The sequence below is a fragment of the Clostridium sp. OF09-36 genome (assembly GCF_003481985.1).
Lineage (GTDB): Bacteria > Bacillota > Clostridia > Lachnospirales > Lachnospiraceae > Brotaphodocola.
Genome location: NZ_QUMD01000024.1, coordinates 1 through 20431, shown reverse-complemented (window position 1 = coordinate 20431; position 20431 = coordinate 1). Strand labels below are relative to the sequence as shown.

Sequence of the window (20431 nt, the reverse complement as noted above, 5' to 3'; positions counted from 1 at the left end):
GTTTCAATTACCTTCCTTTCATCAAATTAAATCTGTGCATCCGGGTTTGCTTCCATGTAAGCGGTGAGTTCGTCATAACTCATTTTTGAGAAATCGACCGTTTCACCCTCACCCGGTTTCTTTTCCCCTGATGCTCCCGGCTGAAAACCTTTGAAATTCTGCTGCTGTTTCTGCTGCTTTTGTGCTTCAAACAGGAACTTGGTGTCATCACCACTTCTTAACTTCTCGATCTGTTCATCCAGTCCCTTGACATTTCCGTCCTTGTCAAGTTTGGCTTCTCCAAGTTCAAGTAAGGCTTTGACAGCTTTGATGTTCTTTGCCTTTGCACCAGTAAGTGCCTTTTCAACCGCAAAATCAATTTTCAACTGGTTCAGTTCAGATTCATGGGTTGCCTTGGCAGTGGCATTTTCAGTCTGTAAGTCCTCAATCTTCTTTTTCAGATCAGCGTTGTCCCCGGCAGATGCTTTCAGGGTTTCTAACTGCTTGTCACGGTCACCGACCTGTGTTTTCAGTCCTTCAACCTCTGTCTGCAAGTTCTTGATTTCTGTTGAAGCAGTACCCTTTGCGTTCTCAATGTCATCACCATTGATTTTCATTACTGAATCAGCCTGTTCCTTGGTAAGTCCTAAATCCTCTAACTGTTTTCTTGTCATTTCTATACCATCCTTTCAAATACGTTTTTATACGGGGTTACTCCCACATGATTGATTGGTTTTGTTCGGTTTACGCTTGACAACCCGCAAGAAAAAAGACACCCGTTGCCGGATGCCTTTTCTATGTGCTACTTGACCCAGTAGCCGGGAGATAATCAGGATCACCATGCCTTTCTCATTGTGTATGTTTTCATGTGCCTTTTATCCCCCTTTCTGACCTCATATAACAGCCATATAGCAATTATTACAGGTCTATTGATAACTTGTTAAGGTATGAAAAAAGCACGGTTATTTGACCGTGCTTTCTATACTCTATCTTTGAAGAACTCACACCATTCAGGATTTTCTTCATCAAATATTTTTTTCTGTTCAGGTGTTAGGTTGTGCGGATAATCAGCAAACATATTGAACACTTGCTTTTTGTCAAAACTGAACAGCCATTCACCGACTGAATCAGGTGTATCTTTCCACCAAATCTGATCTGTTTCATTGTTCTTGTACCAGTTACTTGACATCACCCGTCACCCCTTTCTTCTGACTTTCTACTGCGGTATTTATATACCCAAGAATTTGTTCAAATTCAGTATTTTCATTGAATGATTCAACATCCATAAGAACAACCGATTTTTCCCAAACCTTGCCGAATTGCTTATCAACTGTTTTCCTACATCCAAAACGCTTATTCAGTGTTGCAGCCATTGAACCATAACGGTCAAATGGCATCCACCCGTTCTGAAATTTTGATTGAAGTTCCAAGTATTCAACACCGCTGTCAACCCGTCTGACAATGGCTGCGTGTTTACCAGTTGCAAGATAGTATTCTTTATTCAAGACAAGGTTATTCAGGACTTCCATTGTTCCTGAAATCTCTTTCTTGACCATTGTGATTGAACCATTCACACCCGGTAATTCCAGTATTTTCTTAATGTTACTGTTCATAGAAAATACATACTGACTACTGCCACCCCTGAAATCAAGAACATCAAGTCCGTTCCTGTTTCCAATGTATGCAAAAGCCAGTGAAGAACATGAACCCTTGGTCATATCTCCACCCGCAAGCCTTTCAATGATTTCATCAGATGACAACGGCTGTGAAAGTTTCTGAACAGGTCTGTGTTCAACCTTGTCCGCTTCACACGCTTTCTGAATCTGTTGAAATGCTTCACTTGGTTCTTTTTCTTTGATTGTATCATCACTGTTGACTGCTTGCAAGCCTGACTTATCACCATTGACAAATGCCTTTTCCCATTCCTTATAGGTCATATTGCCCGGTACAAAGTAGGTCTTGCCTGTTTCTTCATCCCGTGCAGCACGTTCACCAACGGCATCAAATTCATCATCAAAATACGGTACTGTGGTTGAACGGCAATGAACATGAAACGGCGGTGCAGTCACACCAACCTTCCATTCAGACATAGGGAAATGCTTACCATCCATACCCCGGCATATATCCGAAGTGTGGGAATCCAGTGTTGCCACAATCTCAAACTGTTCAACATCCAGTTCATCAAAACAATCCTTCTGTGCTGCGGAACTGAAAAAGGCTTCTTCTGTCATTACCAACCGCCCGGCGTTGGTCTTGGAAGTGTTCATCTTCCGGGCAATTTCATCAATGGCTTTCTGTGGGTCTTTTCCCAAGATGATGTTCTGTGTCAGTGTGTTGTTCAGTTCATTGACCAACTTCTGACGGTTGCCCCATATCCTTTCACTGAAATTCTTACCGTCAACCGCCCAAGGCTTATTGATGACCTTGCTGATCTGCTTGTCATCCAGTGCGGAAAAGTCCCAACCAACACCCACACCCTTCTGAATCTCATAGGCTGTGTGATAATAGCCGGACTTGTAAACATTCCGCATTGTGCTGTCAATGTTGTCAAGTTGGTTTCCAAACATGACTTCAATGCTCTGTTGGGTCTGCAACTTCAAGGCTTCAAGTCTGCTGATATGGAATCTTGCAGATGCGTTTTCAAGCTGCTTGACCCAAGTACCGTTGATCGCATTTTCCTGACCGTACTGAATGTACTGGTTCACATCCCATTTCAGTTCAGCAAGTTCCTTTGCGTTCAACATCCGCTTTGCTTCTGCAAGGGTTACCCCATTGTTAGATGCAAAACGCTGATACCATGCAGCAATCTGACCTTCAAGTTGCTTTTGCGCCTGTCGGTATTGTTTTTCAATATCCGCATAGCACTGAACCCCCTGTTGGTGTGCAGCCTGTTCAAGCAGTTCAAAACGCTTCTGCCAGTATTCACCGTTATTCATCTACTTCACCGCCCTGACTTCCCTGTGACGGGTCACCTTTATTGTCAGGGTCATCATCTGCACCGTCACCGTTTTGGTTCTGTGTACCAAATGGGTCATACTGTGCAAGCATTTCTTTCTGTGCTTCTTCCTTCTGCTTTTTCAGGCGTTCCATTTCAAGTTGCGGGTCATCTACCCAAGGGTGCATACTGATGATTGTTTCATCAGAAATGATTCCCTGTGACTTCTGACAGTTATCAATAATATCTGATTCATTCATCAGCATATCACGGTTGAATACCACATCAACCCCATCTTCTTCACCTTCAAAATCACCCTGTCCCGTATTGGCAAGGTGGCAGTTGACAAACCAAAGTACATCATCCATTGTTGCCTGTGCTTCTGATTCCGTATCATTGGCATCTGTATCAATGTCAGAGTACATTGACTGAATGTTCATCTGATTAGGGTTGCCGGAAAGTCTGTCATCCTTGGCATCATAACCCATTGCGTTCTCAATCAAGGCTTTCTTGAAGATTTCCACAATGGTCTTGTAATTCTCTGCATTGACTGTGATTTCAAGGGTTTCAACCCCGCCCTTGGTGTCACCGTCATATCTGACCTTTACTGCACCATAGGTTGCAAGGTTCTTCCTAAACTCACCTAAATTAGTACCGTCATAGTTCTTCAATACCAAAATGGTGTTCCGGGCATCTTCTTGCATATTATTTTCAAAGTCAGACAGCATCACATTGATGCCATCCTGTAATGACTTGACTTTCTTAATCAACGGTGTTTCCTGTTCATTGGCTTTCAATGGAATCAGGGGAACACGCTGCCAGTTGAACACTTGAACATTTCCGGCAGCATCCGTCATTGTAACGTGTGGGAAGTCTGCGGTTTCATTGTTCACAATGTCAGGAATCAGTTTCCCGCCATCAAGAATGAACAGGTGAACACCATTCAGATCATACAATTCAACCTTTTCAATGAACTTCCTTTGATTGCCGTCATAGGCAACCGTCACATAATGCCGGATGAAGAAATCAAGTTCAGTATGTTCAGAATCTTTCCAAAATGGCAAAATCTCATAAGCGGGGAAAAGCCTGAAAGCAAATTCACCCCGTTCATTGTAGTATGGATATAGCCAAGCAATACCGCCGTTATATGCAGCTTTGCCCGCACTTTTCAATGTTCGCATGAACTTCTTATCAAATATCTTTTTCAGCAGTTCAATGTATGCAGTGTTTTCACCGCTTAGTGTGAACGGCTTACCAAACAGATAATTGGCTTTCTGATTGACCATCTTTGCATACTGGTTATCAACAATTCTGTTGTTTGGTAGGTTCTCAACAACTTCAAGTTCCCCACCTTCACCGATCATTGTACGCTTGCGGTGAATTACATCATGGTCACCGTCATAGTACAAAAATCCTTTTATCTGCATCATTCTACGGGGTGAACACTTCCATGCTGCAATTTCCTTTTCAAGAAATTCCAAGTCTGTCATGTGTGCCTTTGCCCCTTGCAATATAAAGTTGCTAAGTTTTAATGTGATTGCATCCACAAAGGAACTGAACACGGTTCAATTCACCCCTTTCATTGCATAATAAAATCAAAACCCCTGAAAACACTATGTTTCCAAGGGTATGTGTTACTAATTTGTTTCTAATATCTCAAAAAGTAGTTATACAGGTGTCATAGGCGGTCACCGATTGCAACCGCCCCGGAGTAAGCATTTGACAGCCTTTTCCTACCGTCCAAAAAAGAAACGGCTGCTGACACCGTGTATTCTACCCGGTAATTGCTTAATCAAAACTAAAGGCATCACCTTTTGCCATCTGTTCAATCGCATAACGCATTGCATCCATCAGGTGGTTGAAATCATCAATAGGGCGGTTCAGTTTCTTGCCCGTCTTGGCATCCTTATCCCACTGATAGTTGCTGATCTCTGTGATGAAATTCACGCAACGTGGATGAATGATAATATGATAGTCCTGTATGAAGTCAATGCCGTTGTTGATGCTGTCCTTGCCCTTCCTTGCTTTCCTGATTCCTTTCAGACCCAGTTCACGCAAGCGGTCAATGCTCTTTGGTTCTGCTGAATCGGCTGTGATCTTCTCTTTCACATATCCCATCCGCTGAACCTGTTCGGCAATGGCTTCATTACTCATACCCGGCTGATACATTTCATCAAAGACCCAAATGGTTTTGCTTGACTGATCTATCAGACCACAAAACAGTGCTGACGGGTCATTTGTATAACCAAAGTCAAGACCGAATACAGACTTGACACCGGCAATCTTCTTGACTTCATCAACACTGAACGCCTTTTCTTCCCAATTTTCATAGACAAGACCGTCTACAATACCCCAATCACCAAGACCCGCTACTTTGTAACGCCTTGGGTTCTGCTTCTTCATGGTTTCAAAGACTTTTAAGTCTGCCTTATCCAACCATTCATTGCACTTGTAATTGGTGGTCATTGCAAGGGTTTCATCATCCGTGTTATCAAAAAACCGCTTCTTTATCCAGTGGTGTTCATTCCACGGGTTCAGTGTAAGGGTTATTTGCTTGAACAGTCCTGAACCGTCAGGAACAGCACCACGGATTGATTCATCAAGCATATTGAAATCATCTTCTGAACTGATTTCATACGCTTCTTCAATCCACATCCAACACAAGCAACCAATATCAACGGTTATTGATGTTACTTTCAGGGGGTCATCCAGTCCCCTGAAATAAATCTTTTGACCTGTCGGTTTATAGGTCATTTCAAGTGGTGATTCTTTGATTTCCCAAAAGGCATCAACGCCAAGGCGGTGAATCGCCCACTTCAATTCTGTGAAACAGGAATCTTTCAGGGTTCTGAAAGTCTTTCTGACCACAAGGGTATTTGCCTGTGGGTACTTCATCATATTGGTGATATACCAAAGGGCAGTTGTTTTTGATTTCTTGGATGCACGGCTGCCCTTGCATACCCTATATCTACCTTTCCAACGCCAAAAAGTACCGTAACCCTTACCAACCAGTTCAGGCAGCAGCACTTTCTTCTTGCCGGACTTTGTAGCTTTGTAATCTTCCGGGTACAGGATAAACTTCTGATACCCAAAAACATATTGTGAAGATATTCTGTTCTTGACCATAGACGATCACCGCCTAATCTTCAAGGGCATCTTCACCAGTGATAACAATAGGCTGTGTGATATTCACATCAATCTTGTCATTCCACATACCCAAATGCTTACCAAGTAATTCAAGTGCTTTCAGCTTTGGTGAAACCTTCACTTCCCTTTCAACGCTTGACCCAGTTTCTGATTCAGACTGTTTATATTTCACGGATTCGATACAAGCAAGGTCATCATCAGTTGCATTGTCTTTGATTCTTCCGTGACTATCAACAAGGTCTGTCATCTTAACAAAAGCAATGCGGGCAAGTTCTAAAACAACCCTGTCCTGATTGATTCCTGTTCTTTTGCTGCGTTCTGCCATTGCAACACTAATTGCTTGTTGAACCTTGACATTTGCCAACATCCTTGAACCTTGCTGATCTGCTGTTTTTGCCGAATAACCCGCACGAATGGCTGCTTGTGTTGCGTTCAGGTCAATCAGGTATTCTTCAACAAAACGCTGCTGTTTTTCAGTTAATTTTGCCGTTTTTGCCATCAAACAACACCCCTTTCATGTATTTTTGCAATAAAAAATCCCTGAAACATTACATTTCAGGGTGCAAATATCGGCAGTAAAAAATAAATTGCAGATAATTCATAAGAATTATCTGCAACCCAGTTTTTGCAAGTTTATCATAATTGTCTTGTACCTGTTTGTCAATCGTCAGATATAACCGATTACATCAAATAATGTAAGTTTTGATAAGTTTTTTCAAACGCTGCAAGTGCCTTGTTATGCAGTTCAACCGTGTAATTATAGCACTTTTTCATTTCCTTTGATGCCTGTTTCACTGTCTTGTACTGAACATACACTTTATACAACACCTGAACATAATTTTTATCACGCAAACCTCTGATTTCTTTGATGATCTGTTCTTTAGCATCTGCAAAACTGTCAATTTCTGCATTGATTTTATCATTGAAAGCAACATAATTTGTTACCTGTTTGCAAAGTGTATCACCTGACGGACTTGTCTGCACTCTATCCTTGGAATAATCTATTGCCCCTGTACTGCAAGCATTGACTTTCATTTCTTCAAGGCGTTCTAAGTCCTGATTGATATAAATATCAAATTCCTGTATCTGCTCTAAGTACCGCCGTGCAGTCAATTTCTTATTATTCATCACTTTCACCTATCCTTTCCTTGGTATCGGTTGGGTAACGGTTGAAAATTGGCAAAAAATACCTTGAAAGCCTTGTAAATACTGACGGTAACGGTTGGTAACGGTAACGGTTAAACCCTTATACTCTATATTTTTACTTTTTATAAATACATAAAAAGTACTTATATATAAAAATAATAAAAAATTACATTTAACCGTTACTACCGTTACAAACCGCATAAATAAAGACTTTCAACAGTTACCGTGAACCGTTACCAACAGTTACCAACCGCAACTACTGCATAAAATCATACGGTGTATCATTCACCTTTGTATAAATCACATCAGCAACAACCATCTGACCAAACTGCTGACCCGCTGCAAACTTAGGAACAGCAATCACGGCAACCCCGGCAGTATGCGCCCCATACAACAACTGTAATATGTATTGGTGTGCAAGTTCATAAAGTTCTGCACCAATCACCTGACCTTCAAATTCTTTTTCCACCAATGGGAAAATATCATCATTCATTGACACGCTGCCCTTCTGTTCCAATAATTCCAAAATCTTATTTTCCATAATTTCTTAACCTCACCTTTCTATCTTGCCTGTCTTTCATTCTCTGAACCTTTTTGTTGGAACTCATTACTTCCAGTTCCCAAGGTTTCATTTGTGGAAACCATTTCCACCTATCAAATGTACCTGTAAATATTTCATTCATCTGTAAACCCTTCCCGTCTTGGTATCTTTTACCTGAACACGTTCAGTCAGTTCAAACCCCGCACCTTTGATGATGTACTTCAAAACCTTAATCAGATCATAGGCACGTTTGTCTGCTGCTTCACATTCAACCTGTTCATGTTCTTCCTTTGCTACTCTACCAACAGCAATAGTTGCCGTTGGGTCTGCATATCCTTCCTGATTTCTTCCACCTTTCACTAATTGATACCTTCCTTTCTTATAATCCCACTGTTCAGCATTGCACTGAACATACTTTCAAATATCGGTACGGGTATGGAATTACCCGCCTGATGATATAAGGTTCTGTTCATTTTTCCCGGTTCAACTCTGCAAGTTGCTTCTGCTGCATAAAAATCATCATCCGAATATCCCATCAACCGCCAACATTCCAATTCTGTCAAATATCTGTATTTTCCACCACCAAGATCAATGACCTGTGCGGGTGTCCTATCCTGTCTTGTTGTGATAGTATTTACATAATCTTTGATTATGGTTGCCCTTCTGATTCCTTTCTTACCAATCACTGAATAAACACTTGGCTGTGTCACCAAGTAGCAATCAGGAACATCACCGTATTCAAGAAAATTTGAAATGTTCTTCATGGGTCTTTTTTCCATCAGTTCAAAATCAAAAACATTGTCACCAAGAATTGATACTGTGAAACACCGTTCCCGTGCCTGTGGTATTCCATAATCACGGCAGTCTAACACTTTGTAATTATTGGAATAACCCAACTTTTCCATATATGACAGGTAACGGTTGAAGTTGTGAACCATGTGCTTTGATAAAACATTTTTTACGTTTTCCCATATCACAACAGTTGGTTTCCACTCACCCATCTGTTCAATAATATGTACCGTTTCCCACATCAGGGATGATCTTGTCCCTGAACCTTCATCAGCACCTTTTCCTTTGTTTATTCTTCCGTCTGCTGCCGTTGCTTTTCCCTGATGCCCCGCAATACTGAAATCCTGACACGGTGACCCGTGAATCAGAATATCAGGTTGAAGATTCCACCCCACTACTGTCTGCGGTGAATATGCTGATTCCTGTTCAAACATTGCATTGTATGACCTGACAGCCTTTTCATCAATTTCCACATAATCAATAGATTTTACTGAAACACCTATGTTTCTAAGGGCAACCCTTGGTGACCCTATGCCACCAAAAAGTTCCAATATTTGCAGTTTTTCTGACACATTCAATCACCTTCCTTTCTGCTATGAAACAAATATCTTACAATTTTTATTGTTCACTTTTTTCTGAATTACTCTGAACCCAAGCCTCTTATTGATCTGCTTACTGAACACAATATTTGACATTGGCTGCATTGCATTGTCTGCACAAAAAACCTGATACCGCTTATATACATCAGCGGTTGGTTCATTTTCTATCATGTCAACCCCGGTGTCATTGATAAATGCAAGGATAGGGTTGTTTTCTTCTTCATACTCTGTCAACTGGTTCTGAACTTTGTCTGACTTGGTGAATCCGTCATTGATGATAATTCTTTTCAGACCTTCCACACCAAGCCTGATGAAATATTCAACGCTTTCCTGTTGAATCAGTTTGTACTTGATGAATGGGTCATAATCAGGATCATCCTTGCTGAACGTGGCATTGAATGGAATAATAACCAAACGCCTAAGTACCGCCCCTGTCTTGTCCTTCATACGGGGAATATCATTTGCACTGAATAACAATTTGATGAACGGGTTGAACTCAAACGGGTCTTGTCCTTTACGTTCTGCCTTGATGCGGTTACCTGTTACTATTTTCTTGAACACACTGACCTGTGAACCTTGAAGGAAATCATCACCAATATCATCACCAATGTTTGCCAGTTTGCCGAACATCATTGAAGTATTGAACCTGTCCCCCAGTTCTTTCAGGTCAAGTGCTGAAATATTCCGATCACCAAGATTGCTTTGACACAATCCAAAAATGTACTTTTACCGTTGGACTTGTCACCTGTCAGGATGAACGCCTTGCCTAACTCATTTCTTCTGTAAAAGCAGTAACCAATACATTCTTCCAACAACGCCCTGATTGCTGCATCACCACACGCTAACTTGTTCAATGTACTGTCTGCCAGTTCAGAATAGGCATCCGGCTTGTAGTCCCAAGGAATCTTATTAGTAATAACAATGTCCGTGCTGAATGGTTTCAGTTCCCCGGTCACAAGGTCATATACACCATTGTTGAAAGCAATCAGGTTTGCATCTGATTGTTCCTTTTCATCAACGATCAATTCCATGTAATCAAGAACTTCCCGGCGTTGCATCTTTTTTAGGTTGGGGATATGCTGAATCATGTTTGATTCAATTTCTTTGTACCCATTGGAATACACACCATCTTTGTATATGTGTAACTGTCCGTTGATTTTGATAACGTGTGCCGTGTTCTTCATAAACACTGCAAACTTGTCAAACAGGAATGTGCTGCCAAGGAAAAAAACAGGTTTCTGAAAAGCATCATCACGCAAGATCACTTCCAGTTCATCATCTGACAGCGGTTGTTTCAGTACAAATTTGTTCAGGATGCGGATGCACTCACGGGTTTCTTCAACCGTGAAATCATTTGCAGTCAGGGTCAGGATGTAATTGAAAAGTGCCTGATTCCTTCCGTCCCCGGCATCCATATCAACAAAGTCTGCGGTTGCCTTGACCGGGAACAACCACTTGGGAACTTCCTGATACTTTCCACCTTCTTCAATGTCCCATTCACAAAACCTTTCTTCACCGTCAATCTTGATAACCTCATAGGATAACTTACTGCCGACTTTTATATCAGCAGTAAGACCAACCGCCAACTGAACGTGTGTCCTGTTCCTTGCAATAGTATGATTCTTGAAAAGAAAGTGTTTTCCCCTACTGGTACAAAGGACTTTACAGTCAAGTTGCAGTTCTTCCACAATGTTCATCAGAATTTCAGATTGGTCAGAATCATCAATGTCAATAAGGATGGTGTCATCAGCCAAAACCCCGCCGAACCCGTTCAGGTTTTTCACTTCATCATAGGTTTTCCATGTGGTTCTGTTTTTCAGTTTTTCAATGCTTGCCTTGCCTTTGGTTTCAACATAACCTTTGTAAAGCATCTTTTATCACCTACCTTATGTGATGTTTTCTAACACCTTTTTATAAAAATCCTTATTCCTGATGTTGCTGTTGTACCGGGACTGATAGGAACGAAGCAGTGTTTTCACTTCTGCAAGTTCTTTTCTGCACCCTTTCACTTCTTCATTCCATCTGTCCCACCCTTCCGACTTATGCAGCGGTGTTGACTTCTTGTAACTGTCACGGGTATATAAAGCATCCCGCAACTGCTTCTGACAATAACTGACTTTCTGTTCATACCCTGTGATATACCGTTCAGTTTCCAACTGTTTCTGTTCAAACTGTTCAATCCAGTCCTGAACAAATTCTTTAATCTGCTGTTCACATTCCGGGGTGAAACTGCTTCTGATAAGTTTCAGCAGTTTCCTGACCTTGGCAATGCTGCGGATATTCAGAAATTCTTCAAGATGAACAGTCATTGAACCATTTTCATATCTGATTTCTAAATCCATGAAAAACCTTCCTTCCCGGTGTTACGCTACAACACCAAATTGTTTCAAGCGTTTCTTTGCTAAATCTATGTACCACTGCCTATCAAGTTCAGGCGGTGTTTTTACCCCAACAACTGAATCATTGAAAATGAAACAGTGGTCAGGTGTATTACCGAATTTTTCACCTTTGGTTTTCACCTGTTTACGTTTCAGCAATCTGCCGTCCTTCTGATCGTTAGATGCAAACACCCTGTATGACTTATATGTGTATTTGTCCTTGTCAGGGTATTCATACACCGTCTTGATTGTTCTTTTGCCTATATGACTGACAAGCGGGGTGCAATGCTCATGTTCCACCCAATCATACTTGTCTGATAACTTGACGATCTTCTGAAACATAATCAGGTCATCACACTGATTGATGGTCTGTTCAACCGGGGTTTTCTTAACCATGTAGTCAACCAGTGCTTTATTCAGGATTGGCAGATCATTGTCAACCGCTGAAAGTTCCTTCACATAAGCACCGATTCTTTCAACACCGCCGTCAATACCAACCCAAAGGTAATTGTTCACATCCTTCTGATAGATTTCACTGATGTTATCCAGTTCAAGAAGAATTGAACACTGATCTGTGGAACAACGCTGTTCCCACTCCCAACAAATATCATCCACCATTTCAAAGGCTTCATCTGTGTCAGGAATCCAAATAATAAGACCGTCCGTGTTGGACTGAATCAGTTCAAATCCCGGTACAACTTCAAGGTGTTCAATCAGGTCAAGCAACATCAACTGACCATTGATACACATACAGTTATTATTTCTTGGGTCATACGCTGCATTGGTTTCGTCCTTCATTGCACCTGACAAGGCGTTCAGCATCTTCTTATATGGCAACTGTGCTTTCTTCCACCGCTTGACTTCTTTCTTGTTTCCGGCGTTTTTTGCAGCAATCTGTTTTTCCTTCATGGCTTTTCGTGTGTTATACACCAACGGGTAATTGTCATTGGTTGCTGCCCTTGTAACCAGTCCCCAAGCAATCAGCATTGACGGGTAGTAATTGTTTACATCAACGTGCAGCAGTTGCCCGGTCTTATGAATTGGTGTGGCTGTTGCCCCATGAACACCGCCAAAACCGAATGAATGAGGAATACCCGCAACCACGGTTTCAAGACCCTGTTCTTTGTACCATGTACGTTTTGAGTATTTATCCATGTGTGCCAAGTCCATTGACAAGGCTTCCTGTCTTTTCTGTTCAAACCAGTCCTGAACATATTTATATTTTTTCAGTTGCAAGCACGGCAAGAAGTAGAAATCAAATTCATCTTCAAATGATCTGCGGGAACACCCAAGCACCTTTGCGGTGATTCTTGCTTCACTGTCCCCTATATCAGACAGGTTCACAATGTCCGGGAAAGCCTGAATGATACCGTGCATTGCATTAAATTCATCTATTTTTTCAAGGAATACTTTGATGGTTTCTTCCACATCATGCCGACAGTAAAAAACCGTCATTTCAATTTCTTCCTTGGTCAATTTCCTGTTTATTCTAAAATCAACATCCGTTTCCTTGATATTGCTGCCAAGAAAACCTTCCAGTGTTTTCAAACCAACCGGGGGGTTCGGCATAACATCATAGTTAATCATTGGAACTTTGTTGAACGCTGATGAAAATTGCCACCCTTCCTTTTTTTCAACAATTATCCAGTCATTGATTCTTTTGGGATTCATTCCCAACAGAATACCTTTCATAATGTACTGGTCATAGTGGCGGTTGTTATAACCTACCCATATATCCTTGCTATTAGCTTCATATAAGGCTTTTAATTCATCAGGGTTATTGATTATCACATACTCTTTTTTCTTGGTCACATCAATGAAAACGGCAAGCCAATCTTCCTTGAAAACCTCAAAGTCATAAAAAATCACTACATTCACCCTTTCTGAAAATAGCGGTGGAAGGTGTGACCCCGCCACCGCCTGATAACATTATTGTGGATTGTCAATCCACACGCAAGCAAAATTTTTTAACAGTCAAAAACTTCCTTGATTGTGATAGGGTTGAAAGCATCTGCCTTATAATCAACCTCAACTTCAATCGCACCCTGAATAGACTGGAACACATCAAGAATCTGATCTGCAAAATCTGCATAGTTTACGAACTCAACAGGTGTGTCATCTTCTGCAATCAGCTTGTTCACCCAAGTGCATACAGACTTGATTGCCTGTCCGTCCGTCCACTTTGCGGAACTGTTGCCGGAAATAACACGGTTGAAGAAGATCATGCGGTTTGCCTGTTCACCTTCCTTGATCTTTGCCTGAACTGCAAACATCAACTTATCCTGTGCCTTGGTCAACTTAATTTCCATCTTCTCAATACTAATGATATATGTACCATCCGGCACATCAGCAAAATCATTATCAGGTGCGTTCTGCACCTCATTCTGTAATTCCTGTAAATCAACCTTTTCATCAAATGCACTGAAATCAATAGCCATAATTTTTCACCTTTTAACCTTTCTTATTTGCTTAATACTAACTTTAACAACTCAAACGCCTGAACCTCATTGAACCCGGCTTTTACATAGGAATCATAGATTTTCTTTGCAGCAGTTGCACCATCTTCCGGCGGTACATCCTGTTTAGGTGCTACCGGGTGCGGGTTCTTCATTGAACGGTTGTTTGCCGTGTTCATTCCTTCCGTGATTGCTGATGCAAGGATTGCACCAAACAGTTCATCAGGTAAACCAAAAGGATTGTTCATGTTCTTTTACCTCACTTTCTTAGCGTGTTTTTCTTACTCTGCGGGTTCTGCCAGTCGGCTGTTCATCTACTGCCGGGGTTTCATCCGCTGTTGTATCTGCATTATCAGGCTGTGCCTGTGCTGCACTTCTTCTTGTGCGTCTGCCCTTCTCCGGCGGGTTCATTGCCCCGTCAATAGGGTTTTCCGGCTTAGGGTTGTCTGTCTGTGCTAAACGCTTCACACCTTCACCAAATTCTTCCTTGCTGATGACCTTCATAACCTCAACACCGTCAACAATCAGGTCAACCGTGTCACCCTTGTGCTTCATCACATAGTTATCATCAGCCGGAACATAGAAGTATGTGTCTGCATCCAGTGTGACAGATTCAGAATCAGTGTTTGTTGTACCGTCCTGAACAGGTTCAGACTGTTCAGCAGACTTTCTTTCCTTGCGGGTTCTTCTTGGCGGTGTTTCAAGTTCCGGCTGCGGTACAGAATCCGCTGCTGCACACGCTTCATCAAACGGGATTTCTTCACGCCCATCAGCAACCGCATCAATAGCCTTGTCACGCTCTGCCATATAATCAGCCATTTTCTGATTATTTTCAGCCACCACTTCATCATGTGTCTTGCGGGCGGTTCTGCCTGTCTTTGGTGCTGCATCTTCTGTTGTAGTAGGCGGTGTTGCTGTGGCTGTGGTCTTTTTTCCACCCCTTGCCCGTCTACCGTTTGCATCCGGCTTTTCAAGATCGGATGCAGCCTGTGCATCAGCCTGACCCATTTCTGCATCTGTCTTATACTCACCGACTTCATAGAAGTTGCGGATTTTATCAGCTACATAATTCAGGTCATTGTCAATGGCGTATGCCGGAACATTCCCATAGGTGACTTCACGGTGTCCTTGCCACTGTTCTGTGTGTAGAAGTAATATTTTCCTTCATTCACACCTGTTCTAAGTACAATGGTGAAAAGTCCTTCAATGGTGATCTTCTCACGAAGTAACTTTCCGATCAGCTTAATAGTAGTAACACCATTTTCAAGGGTTTCTGTGTGGGTCATATAAGCAACCACCACATCATCAGGAAGTTCCTTGCATACCTCAATGATTTCAAAGTAGTTCGCACCGAAGTCATTCCACTTATCCCAACCGTTTTCTTTGATACGGTTCATGTACGGAACTGAAAGAATATACTGGAAGTCATCAACAACAATCAGCTTCTTCCCGGCTGCTACCTGTTCCTTCATAAATTTGCAAATCTTGCGTGATTCAACTTCACTGTTCAGCATTGTGAACTTACCCTTGAACGGTAACGGTTTACCAACCGGGTTCACAACGGCAGTTGTTGCCGGATTGCAATTTCTCATACTGGTACTTTTTCCTGTACCTGATTCACCCATAATCAAAAGCATCTGTGCCATATTATTTCACCTGTCCTTTCTTATCCTGAATCACTGTTTTATTCTTAATGATACTTTTTACATGACTGTTAGTACCAAAAAGTTTGATTGCAAGTGCAGCAGTGAATGCATTGTAATCATTTGGGTATTCATCCTTGGCACACTTTACAACAGTTTTTGTGCCATCTTTCCAAAATACAATAGTTGCTGAACCTGATTTCAGAATACGTTCAGGAATTAAACGTGAACCATATTTTGCATTAAGAAGGCTTTCATAACTTGGATGACTAACAAACCCACCGATAGGTTTTCCAAGGTCTGAACAAAAACACATAGGTGGAAACATTGACCTTCCATATGCTGCATTTAATGCTTCTTTCACATCATTGTTCGGTACTTCTTTAGCATAAATACCGGGATTATACATACCTTCCATTTACTTCACCTGTTCCTTTCTGATTTTTTCAAAGTTTCCAGCCATATTAGCAGAAACATGATGCTGACCAAACTGTTTCTGAACTCCCGCACGAATCACTGAACGAAGTAACTTTCTGTTATATACCGGGCGTGGATTGTAAACTTTTCCCTGTCTTTCATTTACCATACTCTTATACCTCACTTTCCTTGATAATGATTTTTAACTTTCTGCGTTCATCCATTGGTATGACTTCAACAGAATAGTTATTTGCAAGAAGAATACCAACTAAATCCTGATATGCTGCACTGGTGCGACTTCCTTCAATTACAATACAACCACATTCAGCAGCACATTCCTTTTCAATATCTTCACGCATAATATCATTTACTGACTGAATATCATTGATGATATATTTCAATTCCTGATTTTCAGCCATCAGCTGATTGCGTTCATCTTCTAACCGTCTGATTTTCTTATCTCTTTTATCCATCATTCTTCACTTCCTTCATCTGTGCTGCCTTCTGTTACTCTGCTTGACCATAAATCAGCATAGTGCAGAATCAAATATAACGGGGTTTCATTTCCCTTCACTGCATAGTTTGCTGATTCATACAGACCATCATGGTATCTGATCGCAAATTCTTCATCTTCCGTCAGGTCAATGAAAAGGGTTGCTAACTTGATGCTGCGGGTTGCATGGTCAAGTGGAAGAAGTGCCGGGTTACGCTTGAAAGGCTTGCTTTCAGACTGTTTATATTTCTGTTCCGGCTCTGTCTTGGTAGGTCTGCCGTCCTTAATCATGTTAGGCACATACATCTGCTTGCCAAAGTCACCACACTTGCCAAGGTCATGTAATGCTGCTGCAATGATGACTGAATTACGAATTTCTGCATACTTGACCTTGCCAAGAAGTGCGTAACCAATGTTTTCTGCTGCCATCATCACGTTTCTGCTGTGATGAACAAGACCGAACTGACAAGCAAGGTGATTTCCACCACTGCAAGGTGCTTCAAAGAATCCGATTTCTTCCATGTATGCAATCAGATCTTCCATTCCCTCACGCTTGGTTGAAAGTAAGTGATCAACCACATACTTCTTATTGTCAAGTTCCTTTGCGTTGTCTGCTGCTACCTGTTCAATTTCTTCCTGAACGCTTTCCTGTGTTACTTCTGCGGTATTCTCAACCGCTGCATCTGCTTTCTTTTTTGTTGCCATGCTCTTTCACTCCTTATTTTGATAATTTTATTTCCCAACGCTTCTGATCTTCAATGTTGGAAAGATACCAAGCGTTAAGTTCTGATTTTTTTGCAATGAACATTTTGAACTGTTCAAAATCCTTGGGGTACAACAAAATTCCATACCCGCCTGATTCTCTGATTTTTTTGAGGTTGACCAACTGCAATAGTGACGGTTCACCGTTTGGTGCTTTGACTTCAATGCCAAGGAAACACCCGTCTGAACAAACCAACAGGTCAGGAATACCGCTTTTTGTATAAGCAGCACCGCCCCAGTATTTCAGCAGCCACGCCCCGGTGTCCTTCAGGAACGCTTTGACCTTATTTTCAAAATTCTTTTCTGCTGCCATCAATCCACCATGTACTGATATGTTCTGTATAATCTCTGAACTGCCAGTTTTTCCCTTTCTGTCAATCGGTCAGACTCACGCAATTCTTTCAAAATCTGTGAATCTTCAAAAGTAAATTTGTCATCTTCTGTCAATGGTTTTTCTTCACGGTATGCACTCACTTCTTATTTACTCCCTTCCAACTGTTCATTGAACTGTGTCTGATAGTTCAATATTTTTTCTGTATAGTCGGTTGAATAGATGCCCTTTTCCCATAACCGGGCAGCACCATCTTCACCCATGTTGTACGCCATCAAGACCATGTTGGTATCTTGATACCGTTCAAACAGTTTTCTAAGTACGAACACGCCCGCCCTGATGTTCTGATATGGGTCTGTGAAATCCGTAACACCAAGGGTATCTGTCAACCACTGATGATTGATCTGATTGATCTGCATATAACCGTAATCATTGGTTTCACTAACAACCGCCGGGTCAAAACTGCTTTCATTCTGAATCAGTGCCATGACAAGGGTAAAATCAATGTTGTACCCGGTACAAAGGTAATATGTAAATTCCTGTTGTTCTTCCGGCATCTTGCAGTCAAGCGGTGTGAAATCTAAGTCACCCGCACCCCAGTCAAGGGAAATTTCCTGTGTGAATGTTCTATCATCATACGCCCCATATACAAGGGTTTCTGTATTATCCCGTTCAAGTGTGTGTTCTTCTGTTTTCTGCTTGTCCTTGGCGGTTATATGAGTTTTCAGGGCATATCCTGACACATTACCAATCACCAAACCAACGACAAGTGCAACACCAATCAGAATCAAGACCCTTTTGACCATTGCCGACTTTCTCATGCTCTTTGAATAGTTCAATTTTCATCACCCCTTTCCGTGATTTTCAAATAAATGATTCCGGGAATTATCAGAATCGCACCAATGATGTATTCTTTCAGGTGTGCAGTAAGTGGTTCATATATTCCCATTTCAACCGCATAGTCAGATGCACCGACTGCACCGATTATCAGGAATACACCGATAAATGCCATGATTCCAAATATCCAATTAAGTATTTTTGAATAATTCATCTGTCAGTTCCTTCCCTTCTTTCAACGCTGCAAGGTTTCTTTCTTCAACCGTCCCCTTCACCAGTAAGTAATAGTAAAAGCACGGTTTGGCTTGTCCTATGCGGTGAATACGCTTTTTTGACTGTTCCCACATATCACATGACCCTTTGCCAAGTGGCAAGGTGAAATAAATAATCTTGTTTGCTTTCTGATAGTTACCACCCATTGCCCCGGCTTGGTACTGTATGAATGTGATTGAATCATCTGCCTGATCGTATGCAGTCAAGTCCTTCTTTGACCCATTCACAACTGAATAGGGTCTGTTTAGATCAGCAAGTTTTTTCTGCATTGCTTCAAGTTCTGCGGTAAAGTTGTAGAATATAATCAGCCTATCTTCTGTTGATTCAACCAAGTCCCGCAAACCTTCCAGTTTTTCCTTATGCCACTGTCCGCACAACTGCCGTGCATATAGCATCTTGGTCAGGCTGTTATCACCGACCAGTTCAACCCGTGGTGTCACATCCGTGCCGTAATAATCTGAATCATCTTTGAACTTGCACATATTCAGGGTATCAAGCATGATGTAACTGTTTTTGATAAAATACTTGTATGCCTGTGTTACCTTAAAGAATATCTTCTGTTCAGTCTGTTCCGGCAGTTCAATTACATCAGCGGTTTTCATAAAGATGCACCCATAATCTGCAAGTTTCTTTTTCAGGTGTTTTGTGTGTTTGTACCCAGTTATCACTTCATTCTTGTACCCGTCACCGTTTTCAACCCATTCGGTCTGAACGTATGATGACCAAAACGCCTTTTTTGTAATGTTCCACCCAAGCAACTGAACCTGTGACCACAACCTTTCATACTTTCCGGCTGTTGGTGTTCCTGATAATAAAATCACGCTTTCCGGCTGCATTTTCAGAATGAACTTTGACCGTTGTGCTGTTTCATTGGTTATCAGTGAACTTTCATCAAGCATCAGTGTGAACCCTTTGAGTTTCAGCAACCAATCCCGCCGGAAAGCAGTCTCATAGTTGATAACGCCTATAATCTGAACATCCTTGTTGTATAATTCTTTGGTATCAACAAGTGTCCTGAAATTGATTGCTTCACTTTTCTTGGTCAGGTTCATCACACGGTCACTTGGGTAATATTCTTTGAAGTGCTGAATCCAGTCATCTATCTTGGATTTCTGACAGATGACCACATTCACCGCATTGTTCAGCAAATACATTTTTTCAGCACCTACAAAGGTCTTACCCAGTCCCATATCAAGATAATAAGCACAACGGTTGAACTGTTCAGTTCTGTTCAGTGCATCTTCCTGATGGGGCATAAAGTGCAGATCATTCATCTACCCTGACACCCGTACACTGGAAGAATATTTCAGCATCAAAGTTTGGTATTGCCTTGATGATTTCCTTTCTGCGGTCTGACAGGCTGCCCCACCACAACTGACCACATTCAGATTCATCAAGCACTTTGAGATAACCGCCTGTTGTTTCATAGGTTGGATGTGCTGCCTTTTCCGCATCAGTCATATCTTCTTCATATACCCATTCAACAACATCCTTTGGTATCTGATTCAGTAAATATCTTGCATCTGAACCCAACCATTCACTGTAAGTCATATCTGACGGTTTATTGAACAGCATGATCTTCTGTTCTTCTGTATTAAAACAACCAGTATTAAAAGACGATTTGTTCCAGTCCCCGGTGTTCCAGTCCCCGGTGTTCCTGTTCCCGGTGTTCCTGTTCCCGGTGTTGCAGTCCCCGGTGTTCCTG

Annotated in this window: 27 protein-coding genes; all 27 read right to left on the bottom strand. The window is 41.6% G+C overall.

Translation table 11 applies throughout. The annotated features are described in order from the left end of the window. Positions 1-26: 26 nt before the first annotated feature. The 27 genes from DXA97_RS15210 to DXA97_RS15095 all read right to left on the bottom strand — a co-directional run bounded on the left by DXA97_RS15210 (position 27) and on the right by DXA97_RS15095 (position 20301). Complete coding sequence (locus tag DXA97_RS15210) at positions 27-653, bottom strand: phage scaffolding protein (RefSeq protein ID WP_118656748.1); 627 nt, start codon at positions 651-653, stop codon at positions 27-29. A 305-nt stretch (positions 654-958) separates the two neighbouring features. Then, a complete protein-coding gene (locus tag DXA97_RS15205) occupies positions 959-1168 on the bottom strand; it encodes a hypothetical protein (protein WP_015527565.1) in 210 nt (69 codons plus the stop codon). Beyond that, complete coding sequence (locus tag DXA97_RS15200; RefSeq protein WP_118656750.1) at positions 1158-2915, bottom strand: minor capsid protein; 1758 nt, start codon at positions 2913-2915, stop codon at positions 1158-1160. Before DXA97_RS15200 ends, DXA97_RS15205 begins: the two co-directional genes overlap by 11 nt. Next, complete coding sequence (locus DXA97_RS15195) at positions 2908-4404, bottom strand: phage portal protein (protein WP_118656752.1); 1497 nt, start codon at positions 4402-4404, stop codon at positions 2908-2910. Before DXA97_RS15195 ends, DXA97_RS15200 begins: the two co-directional genes overlap by 8 nt. A gap of 298 nt (positions 4405-4702) precedes the next feature. Next, positions 4703-6040, bottom strand: a complete 1338-nt coding sequence (locus tag DXA97_RS15190) for a PBSX family phage terminase large subunit (protein WP_015527567.1) — start codon at positions 6038-6040, stop codon at positions 4703-4705. 13 nt (positions 6041-6053) lie between these two features. Then, positions 6054-6560, bottom strand: a complete 507-nt coding sequence (locus tag DXA97_RS15185) for a terminase small subunit (RefSeq protein ID WP_118720962.1) — start codon at positions 6558-6560, stop codon at positions 6054-6056. A gap of 182 nt (positions 6561-6742) precedes the next feature. Further along, complete coding sequence (locus DXA97_RS15180; protein WP_118656802.1) at positions 6743-7189, bottom strand: hypothetical protein; 447 nt, start codon at positions 7187-7189, stop codon at positions 6743-6745. A gap of 274 nt (positions 7190-7463) precedes the next feature. Then, positions 7464-7748, bottom strand: coding sequence for a hypothetical protein (locus DXA97_RS15175; RefSeq protein ID WP_118656756.1), 285 nt, complete (start codon positions 7746-7748; stop codon positions 7464-7466). Then, entirely contained in the window at positions 7738-7890 is a 153-nt protein-coding gene (locus DXA97_RS20300; protein WP_158563135.1) for a hypothetical protein, read from the bottom strand. The genes DXA97_RS15175 and DXA97_RS20300 overlap by 11 nt, the downstream gene beginning before the upstream one ends. Further along, a complete protein-coding gene (locus DXA97_RS15170; RefSeq protein WP_118656758.1) occupies positions 7887-8108 on the bottom strand; it encodes a hypothetical protein in 222 nt (73 codons plus the stop codon). The genes DXA97_RS20300 and DXA97_RS15170 overlap by 4 nt, the downstream gene beginning before the upstream one ends. Then, complete coding sequence (locus DXA97_RS15165) at positions 8108-9109, bottom strand: DNA cytosine methyltransferase (RefSeq protein WP_347561647.1); 1002 nt, start codon at positions 9107-9109, stop codon at positions 8108-8110. The genes DXA97_RS15170 and DXA97_RS15165 overlap by 1 nt, the downstream gene beginning before the upstream one ends. Before the next feature lie 21 nt (positions 9110-9130). Next, positions 9131-9847, bottom strand: coding sequence for a phage/plasmid primase, P4 family (locus DXA97_RS21135; RefSeq protein ID WP_243107707.1), 717 nt, complete (start codon positions 9845-9847; stop codon positions 9131-9133). Then, a complete protein-coding gene (locus DXA97_RS21130) occupies positions 9799-11007 on the bottom strand; it encodes a hypothetical protein (RefSeq protein WP_243107706.1) in 1209 nt (402 codons plus the stop codon). Before DXA97_RS21130 ends, DXA97_RS21135 begins: the two co-directional genes overlap by 49 nt. 15 nt (positions 11008-11022) lie before the next feature. Continuing rightward, positions 11023-11478 carry a hypothetical protein gene (locus tag DXA97_RS15155; RefSeq protein WP_003500691.1) on the bottom strand — a complete coding sequence of 152 codons (456 nt, stop codon included), beginning with the start codon at positions 11476-11478 and terminating at the stop codon, positions 11023-11025. Positions 11479-11499: 21 nt separating this feature from the next. Then, positions 11500-13383: a hypothetical protein gene (locus DXA97_RS15150; protein ID WP_118656764.1), complete on the bottom strand. Its 1884-nt coding sequence runs from the start codon at positions 13381-13383 to the stop codon at positions 11500-11502. A 98-nt stretch (positions 13384-13481) separates the two neighbouring features. Continuing rightward, on the bottom strand, positions 13482-13952 hold the full coding sequence (locus DXA97_RS15145) for a DUF669 domain-containing protein (protein WP_015527576.1): 471 nt from the start codon (positions 13950-13952) through the stop codon (positions 13482-13484). Positions 13953-13975: 23 nt separating this feature from the next. Further along, positions 13976-14218: a hypothetical protein gene (locus DXA97_RS15140; protein WP_118720961.1), complete on the bottom strand. Its 243-nt coding sequence runs from the start codon at positions 14216-14218 to the stop codon at positions 13976-13978. Between the two features lie 19 nt (positions 14219-14237). Further along, on the bottom strand, positions 14238-14978 hold the full coding sequence (locus DXA97_RS21125) for a hypothetical protein (RefSeq protein ID WP_243107705.1): 741 nt from the start codon (positions 14976-14978) through the stop codon (positions 14238-14240). A 62-nt stretch (positions 14979-15040) separates the two neighbouring features. Continuing rightward, positions 15041-15607, bottom strand: a complete 567-nt coding sequence (locus DXA97_RS21120; RefSeq protein ID WP_347561649.1) for a hypothetical protein — start codon at positions 15605-15607, stop codon at positions 15041-15043. Positions 15608-15617: 10 nt separating this feature from the next. Further along, complete coding sequence (locus DXA97_RS15130) at positions 15618-16031, bottom strand: hypothetical protein (RefSeq protein WP_118720960.1); 414 nt, start codon at positions 16029-16031, stop codon at positions 15618-15620. A 172-nt stretch (positions 16032-16203) separates the two neighbouring features. Then, a complete protein-coding gene (locus tag DXA97_RS15125) occupies positions 16204-16506 on the bottom strand; it encodes a hypothetical protein (RefSeq protein ID WP_118720959.1) in 303 nt (100 codons plus the stop codon). Beyond that, a complete protein-coding gene (locus tag DXA97_RS15120) occupies positions 16503-17228 on the bottom strand; it encodes a hypothetical protein (RefSeq protein WP_118720958.1) in 726 nt (241 codons plus the stop codon). Before DXA97_RS15120 ends, DXA97_RS15125 begins: the two co-directional genes overlap by 4 nt. A 13-nt stretch (positions 17229-17241) precedes the next feature. Then, entirely contained in the window at positions 17242-17598 is a 357-nt protein-coding gene (locus tag DXA97_RS15115; protein WP_015527582.1) for a VRR-NUC domain-containing protein, read from the bottom strand. 164 nt (positions 17599-17762) lie between these two features. Beyond that, the gene (locus DXA97_RS15110) at positions 17763-18455 is read right to left on the bottom strand and encodes a transglycosylase SLT domain-containing protein (protein WP_243107703.1); all 693 of its coding nucleotides are present in this window, start codon (positions 18453-18455) and stop codon (positions 17763-17765) included. Further along, on the bottom strand, positions 18452-18667 hold the full coding sequence (locus tag DXA97_RS15105; protein WP_015527584.1) for a hypothetical protein: 216 nt from the start codon (positions 18665-18667) through the stop codon (positions 18452-18454). Before DXA97_RS15105 ends, DXA97_RS15110 begins: the two co-directional genes overlap by 4 nt. Further along, positions 18645-20000: a DEAD/DEAH box helicase gene (locus DXA97_RS15100; protein WP_118720957.1), complete on the bottom strand. Its 1356-nt coding sequence runs from the start codon at positions 19998-20000 to the stop codon at positions 18645-18647. Before DXA97_RS15100 ends, DXA97_RS15105 begins: the two co-directional genes overlap by 23 nt. Beyond that, positions 19993-20301 (bottom strand): hypothetical protein, encoded by a 309-nt coding sequence (locus DXA97_RS15095; RefSeq protein WP_243107702.1) that lies wholly within the window; start codon positions 20299-20301, stop codon positions 19993-19995. Before DXA97_RS15095 ends, DXA97_RS15100 begins: the two co-directional genes overlap by 8 nt. Between the last annotated feature and the right edge of the window lie 130 nt (positions 20302-20431).

Bases quoted from the DNA above. Each gene is read 5' to 3' on its own strand.
- DXA97_RS15105 (WP_015527584.1), bottom strand. From the start codon at position 18,667: ATGAATTATTCAAAAATACTTAATTGGATATTTGGAATCATGGCATTT.
- DXA97_RS15180 (WP_118656802.1), bottom strand. From the start codon at position 7,189: ATGAATAATAAGAAATTGACTGCACGGCGGTACTTAGAGCAGATACAG.
- DXA97_RS15210 (WP_118656748.1), bottom strand. From the start codon at position 653: ATGACAAGAAAACAGTTAGAGGATTTAGGACTTACCAAGGAACAGGCT.
- DXA97_RS15145 (WP_015527576.1), bottom strand. From the start codon at position 13,952: ATGGCTATTGATTTCAGTGCATTTGATGAAAAGGTTGATTTACAGGAA.
- DXA97_RS15175 (WP_118656756.1), bottom strand. From the start codon at position 7,748: ATGGAAAATAAGATTTTGGAATTATTGGAACAGAAGGGCAGCGTGTCA.
- DXA97_RS15120 (WP_118720958.1), bottom strand. From the start codon at position 17,228: ATGGCAACAAAAAAGAAAGCAGATGCAGCGGTTGAGAATACCGCAGAA.
- DXA97_RS15100 (WP_118720957.1), bottom strand. From the start codon at position 20,000: ATGAATGATCTGCACTTTATGCCCCATCAGGAAGATGCACTGAACAGA.
- DXA97_RS15195 (WP_118656752.1), bottom strand. From the start codon at position 4,404: ATGACAGACTTGGAATTTCTTGAAAAGGAAATTGCAGCATGGAAGTGT.
- DXA97_RS15155 (WP_003500691.1), bottom strand. From the start codon at position 11,478: ATGGATTTAGAAATCAGATATGAAAATGGTTCAATGACTGTTCATCTT.
- DXA97_RS20300 (WP_158563135.1), bottom strand. From the start codon at position 7,890: ATGAATGAAATATTTACAGGTACATTTGATAGGTGGAAATGGTTTCCA.
- DXA97_RS15125 (WP_118720959.1), bottom strand. From the start codon at position 16,506: ATGATGGATAAAAGAGATAAGAAAATCAGACGGTTAGAAGATGAACGC.
- DXA97_RS15140 (WP_118720961.1), bottom strand. From the start codon at position 14,218: ATGAACAATCCTTTTGGTTTACCTGATGAACTGTTTGGTGCAATCCTT.
- DXA97_RS21125 (WP_243107705.1), bottom strand. From the start codon at position 14,978: ATGGGTCAGGCTGATGCACAGGCTGCATCCGATCTTGAAAAGCCGGAT.
- DXA97_RS21120 (WP_347561649.1), bottom strand. From the start codon at position 15,607: ATGCTTTTGATTATGGGTGAATCAGGTACAGGAAAAAGTACCAGTATG.
- DXA97_RS15205 (WP_015527565.1), bottom strand. From the start codon at position 1,168: ATGTCAAGTAACTGGTACAAGAACAATGAAACAGATCAGATTTGGTGG.
- DXA97_RS15185 (WP_118720962.1), bottom strand. From the start codon at position 6,560: ATGGCAAAAACGGCAAAATTAACTGAAAAACAGCAGCGTTTTGTTGAA.
- DXA97_RS15200 (WP_118656750.1), bottom strand. From the start codon at position 2,915: ATGAATAACGGTGAATACTGGCAGAAGCGTTTTGAACTGCTTGAACAG.
- DXA97_RS21130 (WP_243107706.1), bottom strand. From the start codon at position 11,007: ATGCTTTACAAAGGTTATGTTGAAACCAAAGGCAAGGCAAGCATTGAA.
- DXA97_RS15130 (WP_118720960.1), bottom strand. From the start codon at position 16,031: ATGGAAGGTATGTATAATCCCGGTATTTATGCTAAAGAAGTACCGAAC.
- DXA97_RS15095 (WP_243107702.1), bottom strand. From the start codon at position 20,301: ATGCTGTTCAATAAACCGTCAGATATGACTTACAGTGAATGGTTGGGT.
- DXA97_RS15115 (WP_015527582.1), bottom strand. From the start codon at position 17,598: ATGGCAGCAGAAAAGAATTTTGAAAATAAGGTCAAAGCGTTCCTGAAG.
- DXA97_RS15190 (WP_015527567.1), bottom strand. From the start codon at position 6,040: ATGGTCAAGAACAGAATATCTTCACAATATGTTTTTGGGTATCAGAAG.